We start from the raw sequence: 16,904 nt of genomic DNA, 5'->3' as shown, positions 1-16,904 counted from the left end.
CGAGTTCGGCTGCCTAGTTCTGCGCTAGCCAGGCGGCGCAGGGCTCACCCAGCTCGCGGCGAGCGATCTTGTCGTAACGGCCAATCTCTTCTGGCGTCAGCACGTCACGCCAGCGACCATTCGTGCCCTTATGGATGAAAGTCTCGGCACCGCCAACCCAGGCGCGGCCGCCCATCGGTGCCGACTTCGCCGCGTTCTGCTTCATGTACTCGAATGAGCAGTGCTCGACGATAACAGGGAAGACGGCCTCGTCGATGGGCACGTTGAGGAAGGCCGCAATGCGCCGAATGGCGCTGGGGGGATTGCGCTTCAACTCAGCAAAATGGAGCAGCATCACGTTCGGCAGGTCGCGAATGTCCCACCAGCTCGCGATGCTCTCGAAGAAGGGCCAGAAGGGATAGCCGTCGCCCTCGAGCCATTCGTTGAAATATTGGCGGATGTCGTTGGGCGGCCGCGGGATCGGCGGCCCCACCAGACCTGGCGTATCATTGAGCGACTGGTACCAGCTCTCCTTGGCGTTGACGTGATGATTGTAGAGGCTCCACACCACGTCGCGCCCATCGCGGCCGATATAGATGTATTTGGCTTGCGGTGAGAACACGAGCGCATCTACCGGCAGGTGGGTCTTGACGAAGCGGCGATGGTCTTGCGTCTCGATGTCCTGCAGCTTCGCCTCCTTCGGCGGCACCCGCAGATCGATCCAAGGCGACATGGTGCCGACCTCGATGTCCTCATCGCCGTTGAAGATGAGCTGCCCGACGATTTGCTGCACCCAAGTGGTGCCCGACTTGGCGTAGGTGGCGATGACGATGTCGTCGTCGCGGAACTGAAATTCGTTCCACACCGTGGAGTCGAAATGGTGGTTGTGCAGCTCGCGAGTCTTCTTCGGCCAGGGATATTGCGTGTCACTCATGACGCAGCGCGCTACATCGCCTTGCGGGCTTTGACGGCCGCGGCGAGCGTACCTTCATCGAGATAGTCGAGCTCGCCGCCTATCGGCACACCATAGGCAAGCCGCGACACGGACACGTTGCAGCCCGCCAGTTGGTCGGTGAGGTAGTGCGCCGTTGACTGGCCCTCGACCGTGGCGTTGAGCGCGAGCAGCACCTCTTTGACCTCGCCTGAGCGCGCGCGCTCGATCAGCATCGGGATGGTGAGGTCGTCCGGGCCAACGCCGTCAAGCGGCGACAGCGTGCCGCCGAGCACGTGGTAGAGCCCGTTGATCACCGCGGCGCGCTCCAGCGCCCACAGGTCGCCGACTTCCTCCACGACGCAGATCATCGACCGGTCGCGCGTCTGGTCGCGGCAGAGCGTGCAAGGGCTTTGCGTGTCGATGTTCCCACAGGTCTCGCAAGTGAGGATGGTATCGCGCGTCTCGGCGAGCGATGCCGCCAGCGGGTCCAGCAGCTGCTCCTTCTTCTTGACGAGATGCAGCGCCGCGCGCCGTGCCGAGCGAGGTCCAAGCCCCGGCAACCGCGCCAGGAGCTGAATCAGCCGTTCGATCTCGGGGCCAGCTGCCGCGCGCGCCATCGGCCGTCAGAAGAGCTTGAGGCCGGGCGGCAGGGGAAGACCGCCAGTCAGGGACGCCATCTTATCCTTCATGGCCTCTTCGACCTTGGTCTTGGCGTCGGCATGCGCGGCCGCAATGAGGTCCTCCAGGATCTCGCCCTCCTCCGGCTTGAGCAGGGAGGCGTCGATCTTGACGCCCGCCATCTCGCCCTTGCCGTTGAGGGTCACCACCACCAGGCCGCCGCCGGCACGCCCCTCGCAGGTCATGTGCTCCATCTCGGCCTGCATCTCCGTCATGCGGCCTTGCAGCTCCTGCGCCTGCTTCATCATCTGCGTGAAATTCTTCATCTCGTGGTCCTAGTTCGTCCCGTCGTTTTTGAATTCGTCCTCGGGCGCTTCCCCGTTCTCTTCGTCGTCTGTGCCTTGCGCGGTCGACCGCACCTCGGCAATGCGCGCGTCCGGGAAATGCTGCAAGACCTCTTGCACCGCCGGGTGAGCCTGAAGCTGCTCGATCTCGCGGGCCTCCTGGTCGCGGCGCTGCGCACCCAAAGGCTCCGAGCCATCCTGTTCGCTCGTCGACACGATCCAGACGCGTCCGGTCCAACCCTTCAGCTTGCGCATCAGTTCCTGCAGCAGATCGGGTTTGGCGGTCGGCAACGGATTGAGCTCGATTTGGCCCGGCTTGAAATGGACCAGCCGCACGTGTTCCAGCAGCGCGTTCTTAAGCTTGAGGTCGCGCTTTGCGTCCGCCAGCGCCACGACATCCTCGAAGCTCTGCAAGTTCGGCGCCTCAGGTTCAGGCTCAGCCTCGGGCTCTGGTGCCGGGTTTTCGCTCTCCCTTGGCGGCGGATCCTCAGAAGCGGCGGGCGCTTGTGCAGTGGCGGGGCTGGACTCCGATCGGGCAGGCGGTTGGGAACGCCCTGCGCCGTTTTCTTTCGCGCCTCCACCCTCCTTCAGCTGGCGGGCGAGTTCGCCGGGGGGCGGCAGGTCGGCGGCATAGGCAAGCCGCACCAGGACCATGTCCGCCGCGGCCAGCGGGCGCGGCGCGTTGCGCACCTCGTCATGTCCTTTCAGCAGCATCTGCCAGGCGCGGGCGAGCACCGGCATGGTGAGGCGCCCCGCGAGGTCCTCGACGCGTGCGCGCTCCGCCTCGCTGATGGCCGGATCTGCGCTTCGAGCCCCGGCCGCCTTCACGACGGTGACGGCGTGGACCGCGTCCGCCAAGTCTGTAACCACCTGACCCGGCTCAGCGCCGTCGCGATTGAGCGCATCGAGAGCGACCAGCGCACCGCCCGCGTCGCCTTTCAGCACGATCTCCAAGAGATCGAAAATGCGGCTCCGGTCGGCGAGCCCGAGCAGCTCGCGTAAGCTTTCCGCGTTGATCGTGCCATCGCTGAAGGCTATGGCGCGGTCGAGGATGGACAGGGCATCGCGCACGGAGCCCTCGCTTGCGCGCGCAATAAGCGCCAGCGCCGCCGGCTCGGCCTTCACCCCTTCGGCTTTGGCAATGCCACCCAGATGCGCAATCAACGCCTCGATCTCGATGCGCCTCAGATCGAAGCGCTGACAACGGGACAGGACCGTGACGGGGACTTTGCGTACCTCGGTGGTGGCGAAGATGAACTTCACGTGTTCGGGTGGCTCTTCCAGCGTCTTAAGCAGACCGTTGAAGGCCTGCTTCGACAGCATGTGCACCTCGTCGATGATGTAGACCTTGTACCGGGCCGTGTTCGGCTTGTAGTGCGCGCTGTCGATGAGATCGCGCACATCGTCGATGCCCGTATGGGATGCGGCGTCCATTTCCACGACGTCGAGATGGCGGCTCTCCAAGATGGCGCGGCAATGCGCGCCCTCTTCGGTGATGTCGAGCGTGGCGCCTTCCCCGTTCGGCCCTTCATAGTTCAGCGCCCGGGCGATGAGCCGCGCGGTCGTGGTCTTGCCGACCCCGCGCACGCCGGTGAGCATGTAGGCCTGAGCGATGCGGCCGGTGGCAAATGCGTTGCGCAGCGTCCGCACCACCGCCTCTTGACCGATCAGTTCGGCGAAGACCTGCGGACGGTATTTCCGCGCCAGCGCCGCGTGGCTCGCCGGTGCGTTCTTCGGTTGATCTTGGGCTTCAGCCATCGAGGGTCCAGCACTCACGCCACGGCTTCAGACATCGGGGCAGTCCCGCCACCTGTACGACACGATGGAGGCAAGGTGGGAGGCTGGACGAACAACCCGCGAAACGCTCGTTGGGGCTGCTTCCTTCCGGACCTGACCCGGTTGGCGAGGCACGCGCCTGCTGCCAACCTCCCTGGCCCAGTATATCGGGGAATGAGGCCCTCCTGGCAACCCGGTCACGACTTCCGTTCGAATCCGCCGCAGCGCCAATAGAGGAAGAGCAGGACGAGGAGCCAAATCCCAATGAACCCGTCGGAAAAGATCATCAGGAAGTTGTAGGGCGCGTAGTCGTCGGTCTTCAGGGTCTGGTCGATATGCCCATAGGTCGCGCCGAGCAGGAAGAGTGCCCAGCCAAGCCCGGCGGCCAGCCAGAACGTGCCGCCGATCCAGATGCAGCGGAAGCTCAGCACCCCCCAGGCGCCATCATGGACGCCGACCTCGAACTGGAATGGGCTCACAGGCCAGCCGATTATCTTCGCCGTTTCGTCGGGGACAAAGACGTGAGAGATTAAGCCGATTCGGGAGCCTCTCCTATCTCTGTCATGCTCAATGGTGTGCTAGCTTCGCGCGGTGGCCCTCCTCATCGCACTCCACATCCTCGCCGCCGTAGTTTGGGTCGGCGGCATGTTCTTCGCCTATATGGCCTTACGTCCCAGCGCGGGCGCGCTTCCGCCCGAGACGCGGCTTGGGCTCTGGCGCGGCGTCCTTGGCCGCTTCTTCCCCTGGGTGTGGGCGTGCATCACGGTGCTGCTAGCGTCCGGCTATGGAATGATCTTTCTTTATCTCGGCGGCTTCGCGGGCGTGCGACCGTCCGTCCATATCATGCAAGGCATTGGCATCGTAATGATGATGCTGTTCGCGCATCTGTTCTTTGCACCGTGGCGACGATTCAGCGCCGCTGTGGATGCAAGCGAATTTTCGCAGGCGGCTAAATATTTGGCTCAAATTCGTTACATCGTCGCGGCCAACCTCACGCTCGGCCTGATCACAATAATTGTGGGTGCGGGCGGCCGCTTCTGGTAAAGGCACCCCAGTTTGACCACATCAGTGCAGTGGATTCCTCGCATTCCAATCGGAGACAAACAATGAGCACAGACAAAAAGACGAAGCCTCAGTTCTCACGCAGGCCCGCTAAGCGTGTATTGACAGGCGAAACGCGCGAGGAAGAAGAGGCCCGGCTTGCAGCAGAGATCGCCGCTCATCCGGTGACGAAGTGCGAGCCCGGCGAGTACACGTCCACCTCATCGCGGCCGGGCTGGAACAACAAGCCGATCATTCCGCAAGCGGACGTCGCGACCGCGGAGCGAATCGCCAAGAAAATGCGCAAGTCGTGACGGCGAATTTCCAGCCAAGGGAGTTTCCATGCGGCTGATGATGCGATTTACGATTCCTGTCGAGCGCGGCAACCAGGCCTTCGCCGACCACACGATCGGCGAGGCGATCGAGGCGCTGGTCAAAGCCACCAACGCCGAGGCGGCCTATTTCGCGACGATCAACGGCAAACGCGCCGGCTTTATCTTTTTTGAGGAGACCGACCAAGCGCAGATGGCGAAATTGAATGAGCCAATGTTTGCCGCTCTCAACGCCTCCATCGACACGACGCCCGCGCTGACCCTCGAGGACCTGAAGCGCGGCCTGGCGCAGGACTAGGACACGACCATGCAGAGCAGCCAACTCGAAGTCTTCAATGCCATGCCCTTCTTCTTCTGGGCCAAGGATGAGGAAGGCCGCTACGTTTGGGGCAACCGATCCATCAACACGTTTGCCAAGGAGGACGTCGCCGGCAAGACCGATTACGAACTCCCATGGTCAGCAAACGCCGACCGGCTGAGAACCGACGACAAAGAAGTCTTGCGCACTCGTGAGCCCATTTTCCGACGCGAGTATGTCGGCAAGTCCGGGAAGGGCCGGACAACCCTGAGCGTATGCAAGTTCTTGGGAGAGCTAGACGGCACGAGATGCGTCATGGGTGTCTCGTTCGTGATCGAATAGCCCGCAGCTCAGGCCTTAAGCTTGGCGCGGAAGGGGCTCGCCGGATAGGTGCCGAGCACGGTCACTTGGCTGGTGAAGAAACCGAGCTCCTCCATGGCGAGCTTGACGGGACGCTCGCTCGGATGACCCTCGATGTCGGCATAGAACATGGTCGCGTTGAACGAGCCTTCGAGCTGGTAGGATTCCAGCTTCGTCATATTCACGCCGTTGGTGGCGAAACCGCCCATCGCCTTGTAGAGCGCGGCCGGCACGTTGCGCACCCGGAACACGAATGTGGTGAGCACCGGACCGTCGGACGCCTTGGGCCTGACGGGCTTGGCCGCCAGCACGACGAAGCGCGTCGTGTTGTGGGCGGCGTCCTCGATGTTCTTCTTAGCGATGCGAAGCCCGTAGATTTCAGCAGCAAGCTTCGAGGCGATAGCACCTTGCGTCGGATCGCCCGCCTCGCGCACATGACGCGCCGCCCCTGCCGTGTCGGCCTCGGTGACTGGCTTCAGCTTGAGCGCGGCAATGGCCTTCCGGCACTGGCCTAGAGCCATGATGTGACTGTGCACGGTCTTGAGACCGGTCAGCTTGGCGCGCGGAAGCGCCAGCAATTGATGGCGGATGGGCTCGAAGTGCTCGGCGACGATGTAGAGGCCCGAGTGCGGCAGAAGATGATGAATATCGGCAACCCGCCCCGCCACCGAATTCTCGATGGGGATCATGGCGAACCTCGCCTTGCCGGTCTTCACGGCGGCCAGCGCGTCCTCGAAGGTCGCGCAAGCCATCGCCTCCATGTTCGGATAGGCGTCGCGCGCGGCCAAATGCGAATTGGCGCCAGGCTCGCCCTGGAAGGCGATTCTATTCAAGCGCTTTCTGGCCATAGGTCTTGCTTGGAAATGCTTTGAAAAACGTTGGGACTTCAGGCGGATGTTAGAATTTCACGCGCCCGCGCAAGGTCGGCCGGAGTATCGACACCGAGCGGAACCGTGTCAACGAGCCCGACATGAATCCGTAAGCCCGCTTCCAGCGCACGGAGCTGCTCCAGCTTCTCCCGGGTCTCCAGCGGCGAAGGCGGCAGCGCAACGAAACGCTCGAGCGCCGCGCGCCGATAGGCGTATATGCCGATGTGATGGTAGAGCGGGCCGTTGCCGTGCGGCGCCGTGGCGCGGGTGAAATAGAGCGCATTCAAGATGCCCCCGCGCGGAAGCGGCGAGCCCACGACCTTCACCACGTTCGGATTGGTGCGCTCTTCGTCGCGCACGATCTCCGCCGCGATGGTCCCGATATCGGCGTTGCCCTCCTCCAGCGCCGCGACGCAAGTGTGCACGAGGCCGGGATCGAGCGTTGGCAAATCCCCTTGCAGGTTGACGATGGTATCGACCCGCCGGTCGGGATCGACCTGCTGGAGGGCCTCATGAATTCGGTCGGAACCGGAGGCGTGGTCGGGCCGCGTCATCACCGCTTCGCCGCCGGCCTTGGCCACCGCATCGAACACCGAATCGGCATCCGTTGCGACCAGGACCGGGCCGCAATTTGCCTCGATGGCCCGCCGCCACACATGCACAATCATGGCCTCTCCGGCGATCTCGGCCATTGGCTTGTCCGGCAAGCGGGTCGCGGCGAGGCGCGCGGGGATGACGATGAGGGATTTTGCCATGATTTTCCGCTAGTTGGTTTGGGAAGAGTTCCACACCACAGGTTGAGTGTGCGGCAATTCTCTGAGTTGCAACAGCTGGCGACCCCTTATAGTCTCGGCCCGCGTCGCAAGAGCCACGAAGAAGTGGACTTTGCCTGCCGGGGGGACATCGACCATGAAGTATTACTACCTCAATAGAATTGCCATGGCGGTGCTTGTTGCACTGCTGCTGTTTTTCGGCACACGAACTCTCATCGATATTGTTTATCAGGAGCATCCGCCTGAGAAGCCCGGCTATGAGGTGGCTGGCACCAAGGATTCGGACGGCGAAAAAAAGAAGGAGCCAGCTGACGAAGGCGCGGCCTTCATCGCGGCCCTCAACAAGGCCGATCCCGCCAAGGGTGAACAGGATGTCGGCCTCTGCAAGGTTTGCCACAGCTTCGAGAAGGGCGGCCCGACGATGATCGGCCCGAACCTCTATGGCATCGTCGGCATGAAGATCGCGAGCCACGAGGGCGTCAACTATTCGCCGGCCCTCAAGGGCCATGGTGGCGACTGGACCTTCGAGAATATGGATCAATGGCTGACGAACCCGCAAGCCTTCGCGGCCGGCACGACGATGGCCTTTCCCGGCATCCCTGACCTTGCGAAGCGTGCGAACATCGTCGCCTATCTGAACAAGAATAGCGACGACCCGCTGCCGATCCCCGAGCCTAAGGCGGCCCCCGAGGCCGCTGACGAAGGCGCGGCGGAGGACGCGGCACCGGCCAAGCCGGAGGTCTTCGCGCTGCTCGCCACGGCGGACGCCGCCAAGGGCGAGCAAGCCGCGGCACTCTGCAAAGTGTGCCACACCTTCGAAAAGGGCGGGGCGGCCATGGTCGGCCCGAACCTGCACAACGTCGTCGGCGCGGACGTCGCTCACGTCGAGGGCTTCAACTACTCCGCGGCCTTGAAGGGCCATGGCGGTAAGTGGACCTACGAAGCGCTCGATGCGTGGCTGAAGAATCCGCAAGAGTTTGCCGCCGGCACCACCATGGCTTTCCCCGGCGTCCCGGACGCCAAGAAGCGCGCCGACATCATCGCCTTCCTGATGAGCCATACGGACAATCCGCCACCAGTTCCGTCGGGCGAGGCTGAGCCGGCTGCGCCTGCCGAGGAGGCCAAACCTGCCGAAGACGAGGCGAAGCCCGCCGAGGAACCTGCCGCGGAAGAGGAGCCCCCGTTCGCGGCAGAGCCCGAGGAGCCGTCCGTCACGGACGAGCCTGCGGCCGACGAGGTGATGGAAAAAGGCCGGGAAGAGATCATCATCAACCCGCCGACGGTCTCTGAGGACGCACCCTCCGAGCCGCATAAGGGCGAGGCGCCTTCGCCGAACCAGCCGCAACCGGTCGTTCCGGAAGATAGCGGGGACGATGCGGCGGCCAGCGATGGCGATGCCGCCATGGAAGAGGCCAGCGAAGTCATGTCGGCACCGCCGACGGTCTCTCCAGACGCACCGTCCGAGCCGCATATGGGCGAGGCACCGTCGCCGAACCAGCCGCAGCCGGTCGTTCCCGACGATAGCGCCAGCAGCCACTCGATGGCTCCGGCCAGTGATGACGGGATGTCGTCGCAGCCGCAGCCCGTCTACCCGGATGGCGAACCGGGCAGCGCCTCCATGGCGCCGGCCGGGGGCGATGGTCCGTCGAACCAGCCGCAGCCGGTTTATCCCGACGGAGCGCCGGACGGGCTCTAGACCAAAGCAAACTGGATTTGAGAAAGGGCCTCTATTGAAGGGGCCCTTTTTCTTTGGGCGCTTCGACATGACCGATAATTCATTTGGTCGCACCGCCCGCCATGCTAGCTTTTGCCGAGTTTTTCGCGCCTTTGGTCCTTCTTCGCGCCCGCGCGTTCTTGGGGGCCAATCCCTCAAACATGAAGCTTTCTTCTGCGCCCATGATCGTACGACGCCTAACCTTTGCCGCCCTCCTCACCGCTCTTGTGCTCAGCTCGGCCACCGCCGAAGAGAGCGCAAAACATCACGCGCTGTCCTTGATCGGCGAGCCGAAGTACAAGGCCGGCTTCACGCATTTCGACTTTGTGAATCCCGACGCCCCCAAAGGCGGCACGGTGCGCTTGCCCTCGATCGGGGGCTTCGACAGCTTGAACCCAGTGCTTTATCGCGGCGAGAAAGCAGCTGGATTGCAGCTCGTTTACGAGAGCCTGATGCATGACAGCATCGACGAGCCGTCGACCTCCTACGGGCTCATCGCCGAATGGGCGAGCTACCCTGAAGACTACTCTTCGGTGACCTTCAAGCTGCGCGATGACGCGCGCTGGCACGACGGAGAGCCGATCACGCCGGACGACGTCATCTACAGCCTGGAGATCAACAAGACCGCCAATCCGCGGATGGGCCTCTACTACAAGAACGTGTCCCGCGCGGAGAAGACCGGCGACAACGAGGTGACGTTCTACTTCGACACCAAAGGCAACCGCGAGCTGCCGATGATCATGGGGCAGCTCACCATCCTGCCGAAGCACTGGTGGACGGGCAAAGATGGAAGCGGCGCAGCGCGCGATCCGATGAAGACGACGATGGAGCCGCCGCTCGGCTCAGGCCCTTACCGCATCGGGACCGTGAGTCCGGGACGCTCCATTTCGTACGAACGCGTGGACGACTATTGGGGCAAGGACCTGCCCGTGAACAAAGGGCAGTGGAACTACGACGAGGTGCGCTTTGAGTCCTATCGCGATCAGACGGTCGCGTTTGAAAGCTTCAAGGCCGGCAATCTCGACTACTGGACGGAGTCGAGCGCCAAGAACTGGGCGACGGCCTACGACTTTCCCGCGCTTCGCGACGGAGAGGTCAAGCGCGAAGAGGTCAAGATCAAGCGCACGATGCCAATGCAGGCCTTCGTGATGAATTTGCGCCGGCCGCAATTCCAGGACCGGCGCGTGCGGCAGGCGCTGAACCTCGCCTTCGATTTCGAGTGGGCCAACAAGAACCTCTTTTACGACCAGTACGAGCGCGTCGGCAGTTACTTCCAAAACTCCGAACTCGCGGCGCCTTCCGAACTCCCGGCCGGCCGGGAACTGGAGATCCTCGAAGAGGTGAAAGGCGAAGTCCCGGAGGAAGTCTTCACCAAGGTTCACAAGAACCCGGTGAACGAGGACCGCAACAGCATGCGCAAAAATTTGCGCCAGGCGGTGATGCTCCTGAAGGATGCCGGCTGGCAGGTGAAGGACGGCGTCCTTGTCAACACCGAGACAGGCGAGAAGATGACGATCGAATTTCTGCTGGTGTCGCCCCTGTTCCAACGGATCGTGCAGCCCTACATGCGCAACCTCGAACGGCTCGGCATTAAGAGCACGCTTCGCCTCGTGGACTCCGCGCAGTACACACGCCGGCTCAACGGCTACGACTACGACATCGTCGTCGGTAACTTTGCTCAATCGGACTCGCCTGGAAACGAGCAGCGCGATTTCTGGGGCTCGGAGGCCGCGGACCGCGACGGCAGCCGGAACCTGATCGGCATCAAGGACCCGGCTATCGACAAGCTCATCGACCGCGTCATCTTCGCTAAGGACCGGGCGGAGCTGGTCGCGGCAACGCGCGCACTCGACCGCGTGCTGTTGTGGCACGACTTCGTGGTGCCGCAGTGGTTCTCGCCCAATGTGCGTATCGCCTATTGGAACCGTTACGACCAACCTAAAAAACTTCCCGGGCTGACGCCGGGCTTCCTGCAGGTGTGGTGGTACGACAAGACCAAGGCCGAGGAACTCGCGGAGCCATCGAAGTCCTGATGGCGATGGCGCACGCCAAGTCCTCTCTTATCGTCGCCGCTCTCGCGCTGGCGCTCGGGACCAGCGCCGTCACCGCAGCCCAACGCAACCACGGCCTTTCGGCCTTCGGCGATCTCGCGCTACCGCAAGACTTCAAGCACCTCGCCTACGCCGATCCAGAGGCGCCGAAAGGCGGCATGCTCGTTCTGATCGGTTGGGGCGGCGTGACCACGTTCAACAATCTGAACAACTACATTCTCAAGGGCGACGCGGCGCAGGGCCTGGACCTGTTGTTCGATTCGCTCATGACCCGTGCGATGGACGAGCCCGACGCGGTTTACGGGCTCGTCGCAGAAAGTGCCGAGGTCGCCGATGACGGCATGTCGGTCACGTTCTACTTGCGGCCTGAAGCGCGCTTCGCCGACGGCAGTCCGCTGACCGCCGACGACGTGGCGTTCTCGTTCGAAACCTTAAAGACCAAGGGTCATCCTCTGTTTCGTCAGACACTGCGCGACGTGGAGAATGTGGAGGCCGTTGATCCGCACACCGTGCGCTATACCTTAAAGGGCAATCAGGTGCGCGACCTGCCGCTGACCGTCGCCGCCCTGCCGGTGCTCTCCAAGGCCTACTACACGAAACGGAAATTCGATGAGACGACCATGGAGCCGCCCGTCGGCTCCGGGCCTTATGTGATCGACGACTTCGCCCAAGGGCGCACCATCACCTACAAACGCAACCCCGACTACTGGGCCAAGGACCTGCCGGTGAATGCGGGGCGGTGGAATTTCGACAGGATCCGCTTCGAGTATTTCCGTGACCGCACCGCCGGCATGGAGGCCTTCAAGGCAGGCACGTATGACTTCCGCGAAGAGTTCACCTCAAAAGTGTGGGCGACGGAGTACGACTTCCCGGCCGTTCGCGACGGGCGGGTGAAGAAAGAGACGCTGCCGGACGAAACGCCGTCGGGCACGCAAGGCTTCTTCATCAACACGCGGCGTGACAAGTTCAAGGACCCGCGCGTGCGTGAAGCGCTGGCACTCGCCTTCGACTTCGAGTGGACCAACCGCAATTTGTTCTATGGCCTCTACGACCGCACGGAGAGCTATTTCGAGAACTCGCCGATGAAGGCGGAAGGAGAGCCGTCAGCAGAGGAGCACACGCTGTTCGAAAGCTTGGAGGTGGAGGTGCCGGAGGCCGCGCTTCGTTCTGCTGCGATACCGCCAAAGAGCGATGGCTCCGGCCAGGACCGCAGGCTTCTGCTCAAGGCGGGCGGTTTGCTCGATGACGCGGGCTGGCGCATCGAAAACAAGAAGCGCGTGAACGACAAGGGCGAACAGCTCACGGTCGAATTCCTGACATTCGAGCCGACCTTCGAGCGGATTGTCGCCCCCTACGTCAAGAATCTGAAACTACTCGGTATCGACTCGCGCATCCGCAGGGTCGATCCCGCGCAATATCAGCAGCGCCTCAAGAATTTCGATTTCGACATCACCACGCAGCGCTATGTGATGCGCAACACGCCGGGCGTCGAGCTGCGAAGCTATTTCGGCTCGCAGGCGGCGGACCTCGACGGCTCGCTCAATCTTGCCGGGGTCAAGGACCCGGCGGTCGATGCGCTGATCGAGAAAGTCGTGACCGCGAAGACGCGCGAGGACATGACCATTGCGGCCCGCGCGCTCGACCGGACATTGCGCGCTGGGCACTACTGGGTGCCCCATTGGTACAAAGGCTCACACACGGTCGCCTATTGGGACAAGTTCGGCCGCCCCGAGACGAAACCGAAATTCGACCGCGGTCTCCTCGACACCTGGTGGTTCGATGAGGCCAAGGCGTCTGAGGTGCCCACCAACGGGCATTCGCGGCCGTCTCAAGACGGCAATGGGACGGAAGGAGAAAGTTCGCGCCTCTGGCTGATCCTGGGCGGGCTGGCGCTCGCCGTTCTCGCCGCTGCCCTGTTCTTCCGCGGGCGGCGCAAAGCACGCGGCTAAGCCAAACGATCGAAGCGCTCGATCTTGCGAAATACAGGGGCCGGATTCATACAGATCGGCGACCTCGGCATCGGGGAAGCTGGCTTCCAGGCCTTCCATCGGCGATGATCGGGGTCTGCCGGATCTCTAGGGCTCGGGGACCTCGATCATCCATGAATTCACTTGGCTTTGCCGCGATTGCCGCGGGCATCATCCTCTACGCGCTGTTTGCAAAGCGGCTCGAAACGACCGTCATCACGCCGCCGCTAGTCTTCGCGGTCTTCGGCCTGGTCGTTGGCGAGTCTGTTCTCGGATGGGCCGATCTGTCATTCGAGAACCATTTCATCCATGGGCTTGCCGAGATCACGCTGATCCTTGTGCTGTTCTCCGATGCCGCGCGGATCGATCTCAGCCTCTTGCGCAAGGACCACAATCTGCCCTTGCGCATGCTGGTGATCGGTATGCCGCTGATCATCATCTTCGGCACGGTTGCCGCTCTTGCCCTTCCGCTTGGCTTCAATCTTTGGGAAGCGGCGCTGTTAGCGGCCATTCTCGCGCCGACCGACGCGGCCCTCGGACAATCGGTGGTCCTCAGCCGGTTTGTCCCGGCGCGCATCCGCCAGACGTTGAACGTGGAGAGCGGCCTCAACGACGGCATAGCGCTCCCCTTCGTCTTGATCTTCGCCTTCCTTGCCGGCCCCATGCAGACGGAAAGTGGTCACAATTGGCTCATCTTCGGCGCCAAGCAGATCATTTTCGGCCCCTTGGCGGGCGTCGTTGTCGGCATGGCCGGCGCGTGGCTTCTGGACCTGGCCGCCAAAAAAGAATGGACGACGGCGAGCTACGAAGGTGCCGCAATCCTCGGTCTAGCCTTTCTGGCCTACTCGGCTGCGGAGTTGATTGGCGGGAACGGTTTTATTGCCGCCTTCGTCAGTGGGCTGGTCTTCGGCAATTTCGTACGCGGGCGTTGCGGCTTTCTGTTCGAGTTCGCCGAAGCGGAGGGAAACTTCCTCGTGCTGCTGACTTTCCTGATCTTCGGCGCGGCGATCCTGCCCTCGGCATTCGGGTCGTTCGATTTGGTCATGCTGGTCTATGCGGTCCTCAGCCTTACGGTGATCAGGATGATCCCGATCGCCATCGCTCTTGCCGGCTCAGGGGTGAGCAGCCCGACCGTCCTGTTCCTGGGTTGGTTCGGACCGCGCGGGCTTGCCTCGATCCTGTTTGCCCTCTTCGTCTTAGAAGAGGTGGCGATCCCGGGAGGCGAGGACATCGCGGTGACGACGATCTTGACAGTCGCCCTCAGTATCGTTCTGCACGGGCTCACCGCGGCCCCGCTATCGCGCATCTACGCGGACTGTATCGAGTGCGCCGGTCCGTCTGAGGAAACCGAGCCGGTGAGCGAGATGCCGCTGCGCGGGCGGGCCCAGCCCACAGCCTGAAGGGCGCGAAGGCCTTAAATCTTACCAAATTGCAATGACTCCAGACCCTTCCATCGGGTTTCCATGCCGCCCAGAATCCAGTAAGCATCAGACTTCCGATGAGGTTCCCGGGCCGCCACGGCGGGGCGGCGACCGTCAGGTTTAGCGACAGGAAACCCAGCGACATTGGCCGCCTATATCCTTCGCAGGCTTCTTCTGATCGTTCCCACGATGCTCGGCATCATGCTGGTGACGTTCGTCATCGTGCAGTTTGCGCCGGGCGGCCCCGTGGAGCGGCTGATCGCCCAGCTGGCCGGCACCGATCCCGGCGCCACGGCTAAATTCAGCGGGGGCGGCGGCGACTTTTCCGGTAGCGGCGCGCAGCCGGGCGCCGTGCCGGGCGACGTCGCGGCGGCACCGTCCAAATATCGCGGCGCGCAAGGCCTGGACCCGGAGTTCATCGCCAGCCTGGAGAAGCAGTTCGGCTTCGACAAGCCGGCGCATGAGCGCTTCGGCAAGATGATCTGGGACTATTTGCGCTTCGATTTCGGCGAGAGCTATTTCCGCGACACGAGCGTCTTGAAGTTGATCGCCGAGCGCATGCCGGTCTCGATCTCACTCGGGCTCTGGATGACGTTGATCTCGTACTCCATCTCCATCCCACTCGGCATCCGCAAGGCCGTCAAGGACGGCTCACGCTTCGACGTATGGACCTCGAGCGTCATCGTTATCGGCTACGCCATTCCCGGCTTTCTTATTGCCGTGTTCTTGATCGTGCTGTTCGCCGGCGGTTCGTTCCTGCAGATCTTTCCGTTGCGGGGTCTCATCTCGGAGGATTTCTGGACGCTGCCTTGGTACGAGAAGATCCTCGACTATTTCTGGCACCTCGTGCTGCCGCTGACCGCCATGGCGCTGGCAGCGTTCGCCACCACGACCTTCCTGACCAAGAACTCGTTCCTGGAGGAGATCGGCAAGCAATATGTCATCACGGCGCGCGCCAAAGGTCTGAACGAGCGGCAAGTGCTCTATGGCCACGTGTTCCGCAACGCCATGCTGATCGTCATCGCCGGGTTCCCCGGCGCGTTTATCGGGGCGTTCTTCGCAGGCTCACTTCTGATCGAGACGATCTTCACGCTTGATGGCTTAGGGCTGCTCGGCTTCGAGTCGATCGTGAACCGCGACTACCCGGTCGTGTTCGCCACGGTCTATATCTTTTCGCTGCTCGGCCTCCTCATCAATCTCATCTCCGACCTCACCTATACCTGGGTCGATCCGCGCATCGACTTCGAGACGCGGGAGGTCTGATGGACGCACCAACAGATGTCGCCGTCACAGAGGAGATCGCCGCGGAAGGCATTCCCCGGCCGCGCGCGTGGGCCTCCCCGCTCAACAAGCGCCGCTGGCAAACCTTCAAGGCGAACCGGCGCGGCTATTGGTCGTTGTGGATCTTTCTTGTGCTGTTCGGTCTCAGCCTGTGCGCGGAGTTCATCGCCAATGACAAGCCGATCCTGGTCGAGTATGAGGGCGAATTATACTTCCCGATCTTCCAGGCCTATCCGGAGACGGATTTCGGCGGCGTGTTCGAGACGGAGGCCGACTACCGCGACCCCGTGGTGCAGGAGCTGATCACCGAGAAAGGCGGCTGGATGCTGTGGCCGCCGATCCGCTTCTCCTACAACACCCAGAACAAGAACCCGCCCATGGCCTTCCCGGTGAAGCCCACATGGCTGCTAACCGATAAGGATTGCGAGGCAGCCGTGGAGCGCGGCTTCCACCCGTGCAACAGCTCGCTGGAGTGGAACTGGCTCGGCACGGACGACCAGGGCCGCGATGTGGTCGCACGCATTATCTACGGCTTCCGCATCTCGGTGCTGTTCGGGCTCGTGCTTACGCTGGTCTCTTCGGTCGTTGGCGTGGCGGCCGGCGCCTTCCAAGGCTATTTTGGCGGCTGGACCGATCTTATTTTTCAGCGCTTCATCGAGATCTGGACCAGCGTGCCGCAGCTTTATCTCTTGATCATCGTCGCAGCCGTGATCGAGCCAAACTTCTGGATCCTGCTCGGCATTCTGCTTGCGTTCTCCTGGGTGGCGCTGGTGGGCGTGGTGCGCGCGGAGTTCTTACGCGCGCGGAACTTCGAATACGTCACCGCCGCGCGCGCATTGGGGCTGCCCAACATCAGGATCATCTTCAAGCATCTGTTGCCGAACGCCATGGTGGCAACGCTGACCTTCATGCCGTTTATTTTGAACGGGTCCATCACCACACTAACCTCGCTCGACTTTTTGGGCTTCGGCCTGCCGCCCGGCTCGCCGTCGCTCGGTGAGCTTCTCGCGCAAGGCAAAGATAATTTGCAGGCGCCGTGGCTCGGCCTCACCGCGTTCTTTGTCATCGCCCTCATGCTCAGCCTGTTGATCTTCGTCGGCGAGGCGGTGCGTGACGCGCTCGACCCGCGCAAGACGCTGACCTAAA

At 62.6% G+C, this 16,904-nt stretch carries 17 protein-coding genes and 1 other RNA gene; 10 read left to right on the top strand and 8 right to left on the bottom strand.

Annotated features, from left to right (window positions below; all coding sequences use genetic code 11):
* Positions 1-13: 13 nt before the first annotated feature.
* The 6 genes from ABY454_RS02300 to ABY454_RS02275 all read right to left on the bottom strand — a co-directional run bounded on the left by ABY454_RS02300 (position 14) and on the right by ABY454_RS02275 (position 4,181).
* The gene (locus tag ABY454_RS02300; protein ID WP_372928555.1) at positions 14-913 is read right to left on the bottom strand and encodes a sulfotransferase domain-containing protein; all 900 of its coding nucleotides are present in this window, start codon (positions 911-913) and stop codon (positions 14-16) included.
* 11 nt (positions 914-924) lie between these two features.
* Positions 925-1,530 carry a recombination mediator RecR gene (gene recR / locus ABY454_RS02295; RefSeq protein ID WP_372928554.1) on the bottom strand — a complete coding sequence of 202 codons (606 nt, stop codon included), beginning with the start codon at positions 1,528-1,530 and terminating at the stop codon, positions 925-927.
* A gap of 6 nt (positions 1,531-1,536) precedes the next feature.
* Complete coding sequence (locus tag ABY454_RS02290; protein WP_372928553.1) at positions 1,537-1,857, bottom strand: YbaB/EbfC family nucleoid-associated protein; 321 nt, start codon at positions 1,855-1,857, stop codon at positions 1,537-1,539.
* A gap of 9 nt (positions 1,858-1,866) precedes the next feature.
* Positions 1,867-3,633: a DNA polymerase III subunit gamma/tau gene (locus ABY454_RS02285; protein WP_372928552.1), complete on the bottom strand. Its 1,767-nt coding sequence runs from the start codon at positions 3,631-3,633 to the stop codon at positions 1,867-1,869.
* Positions 3,634-3,709: 76 nt separating this feature from the next.
* Positions 3,710-3,804: signal recognition particle sRNA small type (gene ffs / locus ABY454_RS02280), an RNA gene on the bottom strand.
* Positions 3,805-3,848: 44 nt separating this feature from the next.
* Positions 3,849-4,181: a DUF6790 family protein gene (locus ABY454_RS02275; RefSeq protein WP_372928593.1), complete on the bottom strand. Its 333-nt coding sequence runs from the start codon at positions 4,179-4,181 to the stop codon at positions 3,849-3,851.
* Between the two features lie 61 nt (positions 4,182-4,242).
* On the opposite strand from ABY454_RS02275, the gene ABY454_RS02270 reads away from it, so the two are divergent.
* From ABY454_RS02270 to ABY454_RS02255, 4 genes are all read left to right on the top strand, one after another.
* Entirely contained in the window at positions 4,243-4,695 is a 453-nt protein-coding gene (locus ABY454_RS02270; RefSeq protein WP_372928551.1) for a CopD family protein, read from the top strand.
* A 62-nt stretch (positions 4,696-4,757) separates the two neighbouring features.
* Positions 4,758-5,006, top strand: coding sequence for a hypothetical protein (locus ABY454_RS02265; RefSeq protein ID WP_372928550.1), 249 nt, complete (start codon positions 4,758-4,760; stop codon positions 5,004-5,006).
* Between the two features lie 37 nt (positions 5,007-5,043).
* On the top strand, positions 5,044-5,322 hold the full coding sequence (locus ABY454_RS02260; protein ID WP_372928549.1) for a hypothetical protein: 279 nt from the start codon (positions 5,044-5,046) through the stop codon (positions 5,320-5,322).
* A gap of 9 nt (positions 5,323-5,331) precedes the next feature.
* Entirely contained in the window at positions 5,332-5,664 is a 333-nt protein-coding gene (locus ABY454_RS02255) for a PAS domain-containing protein (RefSeq protein WP_372928548.1), read from the top strand.
* Positions 5,665-5,672: 8 nt separating this feature from the next.
* Here ABY454_RS02255 and ABY454_RS02250 read toward each other — a convergent pair whose 3' ends face one another.
* Positions 5,673-6,530 (bottom strand): prephenate dehydratase, encoded by an 858-nt coding sequence (locus ABY454_RS02250; protein WP_372928547.1) that lies wholly within the window; start codon positions 6,528-6,530, stop codon positions 5,673-5,675.
* A gap of 38 nt (positions 6,531-6,568) precedes the next feature.
* Positions 6,569-7,306 (bottom strand): 3-deoxy-manno-octulosonate cytidylyltransferase, encoded by a 738-nt coding sequence (locus ABY454_RS02245; protein ID WP_372928546.1) that lies wholly within the window; start codon positions 7,304-7,306, stop codon positions 6,569-6,571.
* 154 nt (positions 7,307-7,460) lie between these two features.
* Here ABY454_RS02245 and ABY454_RS02240 point away from each other — a divergent pair, with 154 nt between their 5' ends.
* The 6 genes from ABY454_RS02240 (at position 7,461) to ABY454_RS02215 (ending at position 16,903) form a co-directional block, all read left to right on the top strand.
* Complete coding sequence (locus ABY454_RS02240; protein WP_372928545.1) at positions 7,461-9,020, top strand: cytochrome c family protein; 1,560 nt, start codon at positions 7,461-7,463, stop codon at positions 9,018-9,020.
* A 179-nt stretch (positions 9,021-9,199) separates the two neighbouring features.
* Positions 9,200-11,071 (top strand): extracellular solute-binding protein, encoded by a 1,872-nt coding sequence (locus ABY454_RS02235; protein WP_372928544.1) that lies wholly within the window; start codon positions 9,200-9,202, stop codon positions 11,069-11,071.
* Between the two features lie 5 nt (positions 11,072-11,076).
* Positions 11,077-13,038 (top strand): extracellular solute-binding protein, encoded by a 1,962-nt coding sequence (locus ABY454_RS02230; protein ID WP_372928543.1) that lies wholly within the window; start codon positions 11,077-11,079, stop codon positions 13,036-13,038.
* A gap of 152 nt (positions 13,039-13,190) precedes the next feature.
* Entirely contained in the window at positions 13,191-14,456 is a 1,266-nt protein-coding gene (locus ABY454_RS02225) for a cation:proton antiporter (protein ID WP_372928542.1), read from the top strand.
* 165 nt (positions 14,457-14,621) lie between these two features.
* A complete protein-coding gene (locus tag ABY454_RS02220; RefSeq protein WP_372928541.1) occupies positions 14,622-15,740 on the top strand; it encodes a microcin C ABC transporter permease YejB in 1,119 nt (372 codons plus the stop codon).
* Positions 15,740-16,903 carry an ABC transporter permease gene (locus tag ABY454_RS02215; protein WP_372928540.1) on the top strand — a complete coding sequence of 388 codons (1,164 nt, stop codon included), beginning with the start codon at positions 15,740-15,742 and terminating at the stop codon, positions 16,901-16,903. The genes ABY454_RS02220 and ABY454_RS02215 overlap by 1 nt, the downstream gene beginning before the upstream one ends.
* Position 16,904 lies beyond the last annotated feature (1 nt).

It is taken from the genome of Methyloceanibacter sp. (assembly GCF_041573655.1).
GTDB lineage: Bacteria > Pseudomonadota > Alphaproteobacteria > Rhizobiales > Methyloligellaceae > Methyloceanibacter.
Note: the sequence above shows the minus strand (reverse complement) of the source record. Positions and strands in the feature narration are given on the sequence as shown.